Raw genomic sequence first — 14,363 nt, forward strand, 5'->3', positions numbered from 1 at the left:
TTTATTTATTTGTAATTCAGCTCTCTATCATCGAGTTCGTCGTACATCTTGTCCTTTTTAGGACGGATAAAGAGACGTAACGAAACATCATAAGTTACATAACTCCATACCCAGTCTATAAAAACAGAGAGTTTGTTTCTCATTCCGACAATAGAAAGGATATGCACCCATAACCATAACCACCACGCTACAGTACCTCCAAAATGAAGTTTCCATAAGTCTGCAACAGCAGCATTTCGCCCGATTGTAGCTAATGACCCTTTATCGACATATACAAATCCTGTTTTCTCACTTTTCCCTTTCACCTCATTATTGAGATTTTTTGCCAGATTCTTAGCCATCTGCAGGGCAACCTGAGCAACCTGTCCATGTCCTTTCGGTGATTGGTCTGAGATCAACAAACATGTATCTCCAATAGAGTATATTCCATCATAACCAACGACAGCATTGTATTCATCTACAACCATCCGGCCTTTGTTATAGGCATTTTCATCTAGCCCGGCCAGGCTATTAGCTTTTACTCCTCCTACCCAAAATACATTGCGGGAGCGAAGTTCTTCACCATTAGCTAACTCTACAACAGGCTCTTTGTAGTCTTTTACAGGAATATTCTGATGGATAATAACTCCACGCTTAGATAAAGTTTCGGCAGCTTTGACAGATGCTTCTTCAGACATGGCAAACAATAGGCGAGGGGAGGCATCGACAAGATGTATCTCCATTTTGCTAAAGTCAAGTTCGGGATAATCCTTAGGCAGAATAGTCTTTTTCATATCGGCTAATGCGCCGGAAAGTTCAACGCCTGTTGCTCCTCCGCCAACAATAACAAATGTAAGATGCTCCTTTACTTTTTCCTCGGTTCTTGCACTCAGAGCTTTTTCCAAGCTAAGTAGGATTCTGTTTCGTGCAAGAAGTGATTCTGAAACAGATTTAAGGGCATATGTCGATTCTTTAAGCTTATCATTTCCGAAATAATTAGTATCACAGCCTGTCGCAATAACCAAATAGTCATATTTAAGCGAGCCTATACTGGTCTCTAATATTTTTTGATCGGGAAGTACCCGCTTTGCCAGACAAGCTCTAAAATGAAAATCTTTACGGTTCTGGAAATTTTTCCTTAGAGGATAACTAATAGAGCTGGGCTCTAAGCCTGCAGTTGCAACCTGATACATCAACGGTTGAAATTGGTGATAGTTAACTTTATCTATCAATACAACCTGAAAATAATTTGAGTCTATTTTTTTAGCGAGTTGTAACCCGGCAAAGCCTCCACCTATAATAACAATCCTTTTTTTATTACCCGATTCGGGTATATTCACAATATACTCCATAATTATCCATTTTTTATCTCAAAAAATAATACCATTGAACTTATAAAACACTCTGTGCAAATATAAGTTCAATGGTACAGATATTATTAAAAAGATCTCTAAAATCTTTATTCGGCCGCTTTTTTACTTGCCATTTTAGCTTTTGCAAATTCGAATACCCCGGGAAGAATCGAGACGATAACGATAAGGATTACCACTTTCTCCAGATTCTTTTCGACCCATGGAATTCCTCCGACGAAAACACCCAATAGAGTAAAGATTACTACCCATGCAATACCGCCGATTACATTATAGGATAAGAAGTGTCTATAGCTCATTTTTCCCATTCCAGCAACGAAAGGTGCAAATGTTCTAACAATAGGAACAAAACGTGCTAATATAATGGTTTTACCACCGTGTTTGGCATAGAACTGATTAGTTTTCTCCAGATATTCCTGCTTGAAAATCTTTGATTTAGGATTACTAAATAATTTCCTGCCAAAATAATGACCTATGGTATAATTGACAGCATCACCTACAATAGCAGCTATGATAAGTATAATAATAAGCCAATAAATATGCAGATCGTTCTCCGGCCTTACGGCAATAGCTCCGGCCAAGAAAAGTAACGAATCGCCGGGAAGAAAAGGTGTAACAACTAAACCTGTTTCGCAGAATATGATTAAAAATAAAATAGCATAAAACCACATTCCGTAATCATTAACCAGCATGTCTAGTGTGGGACCTGTGTTTAATACTAAATCGAGGACAAATGTCCATACCTGTTGTAAGAAATCCATGAAATTTATATTGATAATATTATTTTCCCTATTTTTACGGGCACAAATATAGACAAAATCTTTGGTTAGAGATAGATAAAAATATCTAATAAACAGGTTGCATTATTAAAAAGCACGATATATAATCACTTTACCTGTAGTCTCTATTGTAAACTGATTATCCATCGATTCATTCAATGTCCCTTGCCACCAGTTTGTAAATATCCTGTTCTGTACCGGATATTTTAGGTTATGTGTTGTGATTTCATCTTTTGTTATAGAAAATATAGAAACTTGCTGTCCGCTATAACTGGCAAATTGGGTATCTTCATCTATAGCAACAAATACACCATAGTCTGTAATTATTTCTACATCAGACTTATCCATATATTCGAGAAGTAGGCTGATATTACCTAATGTATGATCCTCGCGCTGTCCGGTAGCTCCTAATATAATTAACCGACGGAAACCTTGTTGAAGAGAGTATTCTACGGATTTAGTCAAATCATTTATTTCCTGATCTGGATTTGGGTGCAGAATATCAGCAAATAGTTCTTTATTCTTGATGCTTATCGAATCACAATCTCCAACAATAGCCTGAGGCCGGATATTTGTATTATGCATTAGTTTATCTATTGCTCCATCGCAACAAATTAAATAACTGTTGTTATTTAAGAGTGACAGAGGAATTGCATGCTTAGGAAACTCGCCGTTGGCCAGAATAACCGCATCTGAATGCGATTGTGAGGTCGGCATATCAAAGTATTTCATTTATATCTTTATTAAATTTCGCCATCGTAAATATCCGAATACAGACACAATGCTATATACCAGATACATAATAGAGGTTGGATACAAGTCTTGTGTAAAATAGAGAATCACAGAAACCACATTTACAACAATCAGCAATAACCATTGTTCGACATATCTTTGAGCTAACATCCAAATAGCTGTAATACTTAATGTAGTGACAAATGTGTCGCCATAAACTACATGGCTATCCGTAAAGGTATTTAGTATATAAGCTATGATAGCAAAGGTAATAATAGAAGCAATAACTAACGGAATATATAATCGGGTGGGGGTGTTGCGTAAGTTTATCTCCATCTGAGAGCCGTTTTTAGCCGCTTTCTGCCATTTTATCCAGCCATATATGCCTGCTATGATAAAATAGATATTAATGCATGCAAATGCGTAAAAAGTAGCTTTTACGTAAACGTATGTATAGAATGATGACATGGCAATACCTGTTGGCCACATCCATATATCGGCTTTATATTCGAAATAAAGATACAGGAGCCCTATAATCGCTCCTGTTATCTCTATCCAATTTTGTTCAAAAAACTCTATAATCATTCTTCCATTAGAATCTAATTCCCAGTTTAGCCATTATATTACGTGTGGCTTGCGGATATAATCCTGTATATACAATTTCCGATCCATCCTCGAACTTATCTGTCGATACCCATGCATTGCCGACATAGCGTTTATTTAATGCGTTATTGATAAAGAATTGTAAGTCTATCTCACCCATTTTTTGAGTTTTGAAAGTATATCCTACAGCAATATTTGTAACAAAATAATCATCCAGACGATTATTGTCATTCGATGTGTTATCATAATACTGTTTTCCTACATACTTCCCAATCAATACCAAAGATAATGATTTATATGGAGTGAATGTGAGAATTCCGCTTCCAACAACATTAGGAGAAAAAGAAATATCAGTAGTGCCCAAATATTCAGAAGTTTGTGATACGAAGCTATAGCTATCCTGATCATCATACAGATCATAATAAGCCGTATAGTTTTTAATCTTATTTTGGCTTAGCGTAACATTTGCATCTACTCTTATCCATTTTACAGGTTGTATTGCCCCGGATAGCTCTATCCCCATACGATAACTTTTGGGTACATTTTCCATGAGTTTATAGCCTACATCATTCAGTTTTCCGGTTTGTATCATCTGGTCTTTGTATCTCATATAATACAGATTAGCGTTAAATGAAGCGATTCCTGATGAATATCTGTAGCCTAATTCATAATCGAACATTCGTTCGGGTTTTATTCTTTGATTATTTCCTCCTTTTACAGATTCTTTTATATCGGTTCTCAAAGGTTCACGGTTAGATAACGAAAAGGATCCGTATATCTCGCTTTTATCAAACGTATATGACAGCCCGGCTTTAGGATTGAAAAAACTATAATGATTCCGGTGGGTTATATCTTCTAAATCGTCATCTAGACCAGACATGCGGTAATCAATATACCGGTATTGTAAATCTCCGTATACCGAAAGATTATCTACTAACAGATAAGAAACTTTGCCGAATACACTGAATTCTTCTTTTTTAGCATCGTTTCTGTACCATTCGTGATTATTTCCGATATTATTATTGAATTTCACCCATTTCAATTTGCCATAATGATCGCCGTCAAAAGAGCTAATATTACCACCACTGATTATATTTAACTTACCGGAGTTATAATTTAATGTAAAATTGCCGACATAAAAATTATTTTTCATCAGTTTCCGGGTAATAAAATCGGAAGAAGCATATGTACTATCATTTATAACTTGTGGATCTAATCCGTAAGTTTTAAACTTTTTTCCGGATTTGTAGTTTTCATAATAGCCATAGCCATGATTGTAGCTTAGGCCTACATTTAGCGACAGTTTATCAGATAATACATTTGAATATGTTAGTTGTACAATATCCGAATAATAGTTATCTGTTTCATTATCATAATAATGAAGGTTTCCTGCATCATCGTAATATGCTCCCGCCGGATTGTATTTCCTGTCAACCTTCATTTGTTCCGGACTGATGCCTTCCCAAGTAATACCGGTATGTTGTATACCATTGATGTAGCTTAATCTTATTAATTGATTATCTGTATAATAAGACATAGATGCGTAAGCTGACCGATGGTTAACTTTCCCATTTCTAATGTATCCATCACCAGTAACTCTCGAATACCGTGCATCGAATGATAACCCATTTTTGAGGATCCCGGTGCCGGCTGCTATTGTCGATGTAAATGTGTTATAGCTGCCTATGGCAGTTGAAGCCTCGCCATAGGCTTCGGGTTTAGCCCCTTGTGTTTTAAGGGAAATACTTGCACCAAAGGCTCCGGAACCGTTTGTAGAAGAGCCGATACCCCTTTGTACCTGAATACTTTGAAGTGAATTGGATATATCAGGGATATTTACCCAATAAACTTCCTGGCTCTCAGGGTTATTCAGAGGCATCCCATTTAAAGTTACATTAATGCGGGTTGCATCAGTCCCTCTAATTCTGAAAGAGGTATTACCTACACCTGAGCCATCTTCAGAATAAGCTACAATTGAAGGTAATGTCTGAAGAATATGAGGTATATTCTTAGCAGTATTGGTACTCTTGATTTGTTGGGCACTTACATTTGAGTATGCAATGGGAGCCCGGTCAGTGACCCGGGTTGATGAAACTATTATTTCATTCAGATTAACGTGCTTAAGACTGTCGGGTAATTCTTCAGCACAGACAGAAAATACAGCAGAAAAAGCTGTAGCAAGAATAATTTCCTTTTTCATTTAATAATTTAAAAATAGATGAAGATAAAACAGTCCTCAAAATGGATTATTCTATCAAAAAATTTAATAAATAAAAAAGGGGATAATAAGAGAATTTTACCTTTTGTTTGAAGTAGTATGCGTTGCGCGCGATCGGCATATCTATTTCCCTACGCCGGCATTATCCGGATCAGGTTGTATGGGTATAATCTCAGCCCGATTTACAGGCACCCCTAGATTGATGCACAAAGATAATGATTAATTGAAATAGAAATTAATGAATTTTGTTAAATATAAATCGGGTAGGGGATATAACAATAAAAGCCTCTAGTTACTAGAGGCTTTTAGATTTTATAATTAAAAAGGAAAAATTAGTAACGTGCACTAACTACATCCCAATTAATAATCTTCCATAATTCGGCAAGGTGGTCTGCACGGCGATTTTGATAGTCTAAATAGTATGCATGCTCCCAAACATCAAATCCTAAGATAGGAGTAAGTCCTTTTACTACAGGATTGCTTCCATTAGGTTCTTTTTCGATAGATAGTTTTCCGCTGGCATCTTTAGCCAACCAAACCCATCCTGATCCAAATACAGCAGCTCCGGCAGCATTGAATTCTTTTTTGAAGTTCTCAAATGAGCCCCATTGAGTATTAATAGCATCAGCTAACTTACCTTTAGGTTCGCCACCTGCATTAGGCGCAAATGAAGTGAAATATATTTCGTGGTTAAGAATTTGTCCTGCATTATTGAAAACGCCACCTTCCGAATCTTTAACAATCGAAACCAAGTCCATATTTTCATATTTTGTTCCGGGAACAAGATTGTTCAGATTATTTACATACGTTTGAAGGTGCTTACCGTGGTGTAGTTCAATTGTTTGTTGACTAATAACCGGTTCTAATGCGTTTGTTGCATATGGCAACTTAATTAATTCAAATTTCATAGCTTTTGTATTTTTATTATTGTTATCTGTATTATTATTGTCTGAAATATTTAAACTTAATAAAGTTATAAGAAAATATGTGATAAGACTAGTCATGCTGTTTGTTTTATTAGGTTTTGATATACAAATTAAACAATTATAGTTTGTATTTGTTTATCTATATCTGATTAATCTATATAGATTGTCTCTAACACGGAATAAGTATTCTTAATAAATACAGATTTTGAAGGGGTTATCAAATATAATATTTGCAGATTGAATTATTTAATTAAACATAATGGTAATTATATAACAAAACTATTAATTATGAAAGCAAGACAAATCCTTTTAGGAATCAATGATGTGAGAGGTCATATGAAGTATGTCAACATAACAAAGGCTATGAAGACAAAGATGCTGGCACAAGGCCTAATAAAGCCAAGTGAGTACAATAAGAATAAAGAGAGATCATACGACTACTATTACTTATACGAACAATAACTGACGCCCTTCGGTTGTCGGGTTTCAAGATAATTTTTTCTCTAACGACGAAAAAATAGATTGTAACCTCAAAGAGGGACGACTAAAAGAAAGGAGGTTAGATGACTACGTAAACAAGCTAATAATGAAGAACAATTCAAAAACGAGAGAGATATACACAAGGTCTCGTAACAAGTTAATAATTATAATAATTATAATAATGATAAAAACGATAACAACAATAGTAGGCCTAATAGGCCTAATACCGGAGCTAATAGAAGTATTTAATAAAGTAGTAACTATAATCGACAAAAACAATAAGGAAGATGAAGACGTTAATAATCAAAAAGTACCTCCTAAGCGGGAAGATATTACCGAAACTGACAGTAAAGCAAGCGAAAACTAACAGATTAACATTAATAGATTCAAATTATGAGCAAAAAGCAAATGGACGCATCCAAAAGATCACAAGAACAATCGAGATCACAACAGGAGGATTGTTCGACTAACATTATATTAGTCGAGACACACAAGGCAAAGAATGATGGTATAGTCTTCAACATCCTGTATGATCCTAAGGAGGATCAACATATAGTAGCGATAGGCAAGAACGGACTGGTGTATCGTAAAACAAAAGAAGATGCTAAGGAAGCAATAGAATTTAGAGCATATGATTTAATAATAGCACTTTACGAAGTGTATAATGACTTAAAGAATGAAGCTGAGCAAAAACTTTAGTTTAGAAGAACTATGCCACTCCAATATTGGGGTGGCTAATGGCATTAATAACAAGCCAACAATAGAACAAATAGTAAACCTCAGAGGACTATGTCAGTGCTTGTTAGAGCCAATAAGAACACTAGCAGGAGAACCAATAATAGTTAACAGTGGGTTTCGCAACAAAAAGTTGAATAAGCTAGTAGGCGGTGTAGAAACAAGTCAGCATTGTAAAGGAGAAGCGGCAGATATACGCTGTAATAAACTAACGGCCAGAGAGCTATACGATCTCATTAAGAACAGTGCAATACGGGTAGACCAGTGTATACTATACCCAACATTTGTACACGTAAGTTATAAGATCAATCTGGCAAACAGATGTCAATATCTAATAAACAAAACAGTTAAATTATGAGTAAAACAATAACTATTGGCGGTGATCGTTTAGGCACCGGCAATAAGATGAAGCAAAGCATGCACGGCTACGGCCGTAGCAACCACGACCTAGGGTTTATATGGCGGTCCACAATGGCGCCCGGAACACTAGTACCATTCTACAGTAAGCCTATGTTAATCGATGATACCTTCGATATCAAACTAACGGCGGATGTAATGACACATCCAACAATAGGACCTCTGTTCGGAAGTTTTAAACTACAGATGGATATGTTCCTTGTTCCAATAAGACTCTACCAAGCACAGCTCCACAATAATAAGATGGGGATAGCCATGAATATGGCATCGGTAAAGCTCCCCCAGATTCAGATATTTGGCAATAGTGTGCAAGAGAAGACCGAGGACGACGGTGATGTAATAAGTGAACCATTTGAACTACAACAGATTAACCCATCATCACTACTGAGTTACTTAGGTATCAAAGGATGGGGGGCAGCTAAAACAGACCTGCTGAATAGTACTAATATAATGGCAAGGTTTAATGCCCTACCCTACTTAAGCTATTTCGATATCTACAAGAACTATTATGCCAATAAACAAGAAGAGATAGGAGCCATGATATCAGCTGAAGATATTGTGGAACCAGAAGTAGTATCAGCATCTATAACTTGGGGTGAAGCAGGAATACCGGGCAGTATTCCGAGTAAGATATACAGCGAACAGATACTAACAGCGACAGGTGTAGGTATAAGCTTGCGTAATGTAAGTGTAACGATGAATACAACGAATAGCGATGCTGGGGCCAGAACCATACTGTTGCAAAACTTACTGCAGTACAGTAGACGAACAGTAACACTAGCTGACAACGGACTAGTAACAATTCAAGGACAGTTTAACAGACAATGGGACGGCTGGTATATTCGGACAATAGATATAACACCAGACCCAACAGATGTACCCAACGTAGAACCGCAGATAGTAACATTCCCGTTACAGGAATTGGATGATATGCGAGAGATTATACTGGAAGGCATCAGGAACACAGCACCATTCACAATATCAGAAGCGGGGGTAGGTCCTAACAATGATCAGATCAGTTGTCTACAAAAACCATTAATGAGACTTAATAATAGTGGTGTGGTCTCCCCCATTCGATCTAAACTGCCAATGGAGGGATTATTGTTAAAAACATACCTGAGTGACAAGTTTAATAACTGGCTAAACTATGAACTAATAGGAGGTGATAATGGAATAGCAGCAGTAACATCTGTAGACGTGTCCAATGGTAAACTGAACTTAGACACACTGAACCTTGCAAAGAAAGTATACAATATGATGTCCCGTATAGCGGTGACCGATGGAACATATTATAGCTACTTAGAAGTCGTGTACGATAGTAAACCGTTTCAAATCGCAGAAACGCCGATGTACGTCGGAGGAATGAGTCAAGAGATCATATTCACAGAGCTACAGTCTAGTGTATCAACAGGAACACAACCCCTAGGAACACTAGCAGGTAAAGGTACTTTAGGTGGCAAGAAGAAAGGTGGCAATATTCGTGTGAGAGCTGCAGAACCAAGCTATCTGATAGGTATAGTAAGTATTACGCCAAGACTAGACTATAGTCAAGGCAACGAATGGGATGTTAACCTAGAGACAATGGACGACTTTCATAAGTCAGCACTCGATGGTATAGGGTATCAAGATTTAATAGGCGATCAACTAGCGTTCTGGACAACATCCCGGGATGATAACGGTTTAACGGCCCCGTTGATGTATGCGCCAGGGAAAGTACCAGCATGGATCGATTATATGACGGAGTTTAACAAGTGCTACGGTAACTTTGCGAACCCCGACAATGAGATGTTCATGACGTTAAACAGAAGATATCAGCACACTGAACCTGTAGCTAATGCGACACAACATGCTATAGAAGACATGACTACGTATATCGACCCGAGTAAATACAACTATATCTTTGCTCAAACGGACATATCAGCCCAGAACTTTTGGGTGCAGATAGGTCTGGATATATCAGCCAGGCGCAAGATGAGCGCTAAACAGATTCCTAATCTATAATAACTTAAGCTATGGGCATATCAATAAGATTCAAGAGAAGATTCAACCTTCCGAATAAGATGTACGAAGGTGAGAGAATAGAGAAAAAGGTATCAAGAATCCTTACAAGTAAAGAACCTATAACGGATGAAGCCCCTATTATTCATCAGGAGCGTAAGATGGGTGTAGAGGCTCAATATAATATCAGAACCGACAGGTTCGATCTAGCTATTGAAGCAATGGATGCAGTTAGCAAATTCAAGACTGCTAAGAGGGATAATGTCAATAAGATTGACGAGCCCCAACCAGAAGGCGGGGACCCCAATACAAGCGACAATTAACAAAGTAAATTATTAACAAATCACGAGTGGTACGCGTGTATTCTTATATACCAAGAGAGCGGGTACCGCTTTTGATTAAAAAGACGCGAAAATATGGCATGGCAAGACGCAGCATTAGGCATGGGAATGAGTATAGTGGGTGACGCCCTCCAAGGGGGTCAATCACAGAAGCTGATCGATCAGCAAGTAAACGCACAGAAGGACCTAATGTCTTATGGCATGGGGTTACAGAAAGATATGGCAAACTTCCAATATAATATGACCTCGCCAAAGGCGCAGGTAGCTGCATTAAAGAAAGCAGGGTTAAACGCAGGGCTACTATACGGCAAAGGTGGTGGCATGGGGATATCTACAGCAACAGGATCACCCTCTGGAGGAGGGGTAAACGGCGGTTCCGCGGAAGGTGGTAGCAATAAGGCTATGGCAGCAATTGCACAGCAAGGTATGGGCCTACAGATCCAGAAACTCAAGTCTGAGGTAGCGCTAAACGAGAGTGTCGCGGAAAAGAATAAGGCTGATGCTGCTAAGACAAGTGGCATAGATACTGAACTAGCGACTGGACAGCTGAACCTGCTAGCACAACAGACAGCGTCAGAAGTAGCCAAGAGAAGCGTGATGCAGATAGAAGCTACACTAATGGAAGCTCAGACTAATAAGGTCGACATAGACGCGAAGCTAATAGCTGAACAGATATCGAATATCCAGAACGCAAACGATATCCAGGAACAAACAAAGTCGGCCATAATAAGCAAGGTTAAGAGTGAGGCTGTGCAGGTGCAACTTCAAAACATGGCTATACAATCTGGAATCGAGGTTAATAAAGCCCAGATAGCTCAGATATCGCAACTAATAATAGAGTCTGTGAACAGGGTTGATCAGGATTGGCAAAAACTAGCAACTGATCAGCGGAATGCCAATACGAATTATGAGAATATGAAGATAAACGCTATCAATGCAGTAATCAAAGATCAACAGATAGCACCATGGGTGTTAGGCGCTAAGGGTGTTCAACAAGGTATACGCAAGATAGGGGAATTCTTAGGAGACTCCCCATACGATAACGCAGCGGGAAGAGCTGGTAAGATAGCAGAAGGGGGCAAGTAACATGTGTCTATTTCCATTATTGATTAAGAATAAAAAGTTCGTGGAGAACAAAAAGAACGGCGGGATAATACCTGCCGTTCCTGATGAAAGAGTATTGATGGTGCCAGCACCATGTGGCAAGTGCATAGAGTGCATGAAGAAGAAGGCCCGAGAATGGAGTATAAGACTCCAGGAGGAGAATAAAGCTCATACGGTGGCGTTATTCGTAACTTTATCCTTTAGTGAGGATTCACTAAGGGAATTGGATAGAAAATGGCAGGAGCGAGCTAAAAAGATGCATTTTAAGCAAAAATTAAATAAGATAGATGAGAACGAGATAGCGACAATAGCAGTAAGGCTATTTTTAGAAAGATATCGCAAGAAGTATAAGAAGTCACTAAGACACTGGTTAGTAACAGAACTAGGAAGCAATAACACAGAACGTATACATCTGCATGGAATAATCTATTGTGTAACCGGTGACACAATAGAGAAGTACTGGCAATATGGTAACGTGTGGATAGGTGATTATGTAAACCAGAAGACAATAAACTACATCGTCAAGTACATGTACAAGAATGATGGCAAACACAAGGGATATGTACCCAAAGTACTGTGTTCTCCAGGGATTGGATCCCTATATACAAGATCAGTGAATTACCAAAACATGGTAATAAACAAAAGTAAGATTAAGGACCAAAAGTATAGATTCACAAACGGACAATATGCACCATTACCAACGTACTACAAGAACAAGTTGTACGATGAAGATGAACGTCAAGAACTATGGATAGACAAACTGGATCAGGAGGTGAGGTATATCATGGGAGAGAGGATAAGTATCAAAGGAAACGATGAAAGAGACTACTACGCGTCACTCTCCTACTACCAACAGATGAACAATCAACTAGGATATGGCGACAGAACTAAGGAGTGGAGTTTGAAGAATTACAAGGAGCAGAGAAAAAAATTACAAAAATAATTAGGATATATCGAATATAATGTTATAACTTTGCAAGGCAAACGAAAAGACATGGAACTACCAAGCATAATAATTACGATTACAGCTGCAGCAAGCGATAAGATCGATCAACTACTAGATAGTAGAATAGAAGAATTAACTAAAGAACCTAACCTACTATACGATATAATAATACCGCTAATAGTATTATTCCTATTCTTTGCAATACCATGTATATTTATAGCATGGTTAGTAGTATGGGTAATCCGCAAGAGTAAACAATAACATGGGTAATAAAAAGAAGTTCTAAATAACTAGAATGGTAATTATATAACAAATAAAGTTTGACTTTTTCCTTCGTGAGAATCCAATATTTCAAACAAAATTTAAGGGTTGCCCGAAAAATGCAGACACCCCTTAAATTATTAAATATATTAAATGCTAAGAATTTCAATATTTATACTTTTCTAATTCTTTGCTAGCTTCTTCATATTTATCATTGATATCCAGGTTATAATAAACATTCTGAAGTTTTACATACATAGCTTTTAATTCAGACTCATCAGCTTTACGAGCCAATAAACTTTCTTTGTATCCTTCTAACAAAGGAACTGCTTTAGTGTAAAGTTCTTTAGCCTTATCGTCTAATTCTGCTCTGTCTTTAGCCACTGTAGTATTACCAGCTTGTTCTTTCAGGTTTTGAGCTTGTAATATATATGATACAGCCAATCCTTCCAAAGCACGTTCGCATTTAGCATCTTTAGTCAGAGCTTCGCTATATGTAGCATCAGCAGTTGCAAAGTCTTGTTTTTCAGCGTATAAAGCGGCTTTTACACTGTACATATCACAAGCTGAACTAGGAGAATCCGCTATAGCTTTATCTAGATAAGCAAGAGCTTTATCCCTCTCCCCTCTTTTGATATATTGGTTAATCAAATTAGGTACAAAGTACTTATTATCAGGGAATTTAGCAGCACCACTTTCCAGTGTTTCAATAAACTTAACTGTATCTCCAACACTTTCGTATTCGCTGGCTAATAATTCATAAGCTTCATGCTCTTTATATGTGCTGTTAGGAACATATGGTTCACTGATTAATTTGTTCAATAACTCAATGGCTCTTAAAGTTTCTTTTTCCTTTAATGCATCATTGCTTTGACTAGCCTGAATGGCACATATAACAGAGTAGTATTTAATGGTTTGGAAAGTACTGTCATTGGTATTGATCTTTTCCTTTTCATCACTAAATACAGCTAAAGAAGGGATTTCCCAGTATTTTTGGAAGAAATCTGCTGCTTTCGAATACTCTTTCAGATTATTGTAGTAAACCCCTCCATTAATAAAATGAGGATGATTTGCTTTTAATATAGCAACAATATCTTTACGGTATTTATTTTTGATTTTACCTTTTTCATCAGGTAATTGACCTAGTTCGTCAGCTTTTACGTATGGATCAACCGTTGCATACAATGCAGTATACATTGTTTTTTCGTCTGGCTGTTGTTGCAACATCTGTTTCATGTTTTCAGCTTCAAACTGCTTATTCTCAATATCTCCGGCAATTTTCCACGTTTCAGGGTCATTTTGAGTTTCAGGGTCAGTAAGAGCCGGTTTAATCAATTCCCGGGCTTCGCTGTAACTCTTCGAATTCAAAGCTCCTTTGGCATCTTTCACAGCTTTCTTTTGTGCAAATGAAAGCGTCACAAGCATACATAATCCTGCAGATAAAAGTACTTTCTTCATTAGTTTGATTCTATTA

The 14,363-nt window shown here is 37.4% G+C and carries 16 protein-coding genes and 1 riboswitch; of the genes, 9 read left to right on the forward strand and 7 right to left on the reverse strand.

Features of this window, described 5'->3' with window-relative positions; translation table 11 throughout:
• Positions 1 to 5: 5 nt before the first annotated feature.
• The 6 genes from BUC12_RS08320 to BUC12_RS08345 all read right to left on the reverse strand — a co-directional run bounded on the left by BUC12_RS08320 (position 6) and on the right by BUC12_RS08345 (position 6,589).
• On the reverse strand, positions 6 to 1,331 hold the full coding sequence (locus BUC12_RS08320; RefSeq protein WP_062184821.1) for an NAD(P)/FAD-dependent oxidoreductase: 1,326 nt from the start codon (positions 1,329 to 1,331) through the stop codon (positions 6 to 8).
• A gap of 107 nt (positions 1,332 to 1,438) precedes the next feature.
• Complete coding sequence (locus tag BUC12_RS08325; protein WP_062184818.1) at positions 1,439 to 2,110, reverse strand: DedA family protein; 672 nt, start codon at positions 2,108 to 2,110, stop codon at positions 1,439 to 1,441.
• Between the two features lie 105 nt (positions 2,111 to 2,215).
• Positions 2,216 to 2,860 (reverse strand): thiamine diphosphokinase, encoded by a 645-nt coding sequence (locus tag BUC12_RS08330; RefSeq protein ID WP_062184816.1) that lies wholly within the window; start codon positions 2,858 to 2,860, stop codon positions 2,216 to 2,218.
• The gene (gene pnuC, locus BUC12_RS08335) at positions 2,861 to 3,445 is read right to left on the reverse strand and encodes a nicotinamide riboside transporter PnuC (RefSeq protein ID WP_062184813.1); all 585 of its coding nucleotides are present in this window, start codon (positions 3,443 to 3,445) and stop codon (positions 2,861 to 2,863) included.
• Positions 3,446 to 3,452: 7 nt separating this feature from the next.
• Positions 3,453 to 5,663, reverse strand: a complete 2,211-nt coding sequence (locus tag BUC12_RS08340) for a TonB-dependent receptor (protein WP_062184810.1) — start codon at positions 5,661 to 5,663, stop codon at positions 3,453 to 3,455.
• 129 nt (positions 5,664 to 5,792) lie between these two features.
• Positions 5,793 to 5,888: riboswitch (TPP riboswitch) on the reverse strand.
• A 125-nt stretch (positions 5,889 to 6,013) separates the two neighbouring features.
• Positions 6,014 to 6,589 (reverse strand): superoxide dismutase, encoded by a 576-nt coding sequence (locus BUC12_RS08345; protein ID WP_062184901.1) that lies wholly within the window; start codon positions 6,587 to 6,589, stop codon positions 6,014 to 6,016.
• A gap of 306 nt (positions 6,590 to 6,895) precedes the next feature.
• Between BUC12_RS08345 and BUC12_RS20030 the strand changes: the two genes are divergently transcribed.
• The 9 genes from BUC12_RS20030 (at position 6,896) to BUC12_RS08385 (ending at position 12,889) form a co-directional block, all read left to right on the forward strand.
• Positions 6,896 to 7,069: a hypothetical protein gene (locus tag BUC12_RS20030; RefSeq protein WP_157257605.1), complete on the forward strand. Its 174-nt coding sequence runs from the start codon at positions 6,896 to 6,898 to the stop codon at positions 7,067 to 7,069.
• Positions 7,070 to 7,268: 199 nt separating this feature from the next.
• Positions 7,269 to 7,454, forward strand: coding sequence for a hypothetical protein (locus BUC12_RS08350; protein ID WP_139262034.1), 186 nt, complete (start codon positions 7,269 to 7,271; stop codon positions 7,452 to 7,454).
• 26 nt (positions 7,455 to 7,480) lie between these two features.
• On the forward strand, positions 7,481 to 7,786 hold the full coding sequence (locus BUC12_RS08355) for a hypothetical protein (RefSeq protein ID WP_062185192.1): 306 nt from the start codon (positions 7,481 to 7,483) through the stop codon (positions 7,784 to 7,786).
• The gene (locus tag BUC12_RS08360; RefSeq protein ID WP_062185194.1) at positions 7,764 to 8,180 is read left to right on the forward strand and encodes a D-Ala-D-Ala carboxypeptidase family metallohydrolase; all 417 of its coding nucleotides are present in this window, start codon (positions 7,764 to 7,766) and stop codon (positions 8,178 to 8,180) included. The genes BUC12_RS08355 and BUC12_RS08360 overlap by 23 nt, the downstream gene beginning before the upstream one ends.
• The gene (locus BUC12_RS08365; RefSeq protein ID WP_062185196.1) at positions 8,177 to 10,240 is read left to right on the forward strand and encodes a hypothetical protein; all 2,064 of its coding nucleotides are present in this window, start codon (positions 8,177 to 8,179) and stop codon (positions 10,238 to 10,240) included. Before BUC12_RS08360 ends, BUC12_RS08365 begins: the two co-directional genes overlap by 4 nt.
• A gap of 11 nt (positions 10,241 to 10,251) precedes the next feature.
• Positions 10,252 to 10,560, forward strand: a complete 309-nt coding sequence (locus BUC12_RS08370) for a hypothetical protein (protein WP_062185200.1) — start codon at positions 10,252 to 10,254, stop codon at positions 10,558 to 10,560.
• Between the two features lie 93 nt (positions 10,561 to 10,653).
• Complete coding sequence (locus BUC12_RS08375) at positions 10,654 to 11,664, forward strand: hypothetical protein (RefSeq protein ID WP_062185203.1); 1,011 nt, start codon at positions 10,654 to 10,656, stop codon at positions 11,662 to 11,664.
• A 40-nt stretch (positions 11,665 to 11,704) separates the two neighbouring features.
• On the forward strand, positions 11,705 to 12,625 hold the full coding sequence (locus BUC12_RS08380) for a rolling circle replication-associated protein (protein ID WP_139262035.1): 921 nt from the start codon (positions 11,705 to 11,707) through the stop codon (positions 12,623 to 12,625).
• Positions 12,626 to 12,676: 51 nt separating this feature from the next.
• The gene (locus BUC12_RS08385) at positions 12,677 to 12,889 is read left to right on the forward strand and encodes a hypothetical protein (protein ID WP_062185211.1); all 213 of its coding nucleotides are present in this window, start codon (positions 12,677 to 12,679) and stop codon (positions 12,887 to 12,889) included.
• A gap of 165 nt (positions 12,890 to 13,054) precedes the next feature.
• On the opposite strand, the gene BUC12_RS08390 is transcribed toward BUC12_RS08385, so the two are convergent.
• Positions 13,055 to 14,347 carry a tetratricopeptide repeat protein gene (locus tag BUC12_RS08390; protein ID WP_062182604.1) on the reverse strand — a complete coding sequence of 431 codons (1,293 nt, stop codon included), beginning with the start codon at positions 14,345 to 14,347 and terminating at the stop codon, positions 13,055 to 13,057.
• Positions 14,348 to 14,363 lie beyond the last annotated feature (16 nt).

This window comes from Indolivaga macrotermitis (genome assembly GCF_900128985.1).
GTDB classification, from domain to species: Bacteria; Bacteroidota; Bacteroidia; order Bacteroidales; family Dysgonomonadaceae; genus Dysgonomonas_A; species Dysgonomonas_A macrotermitis.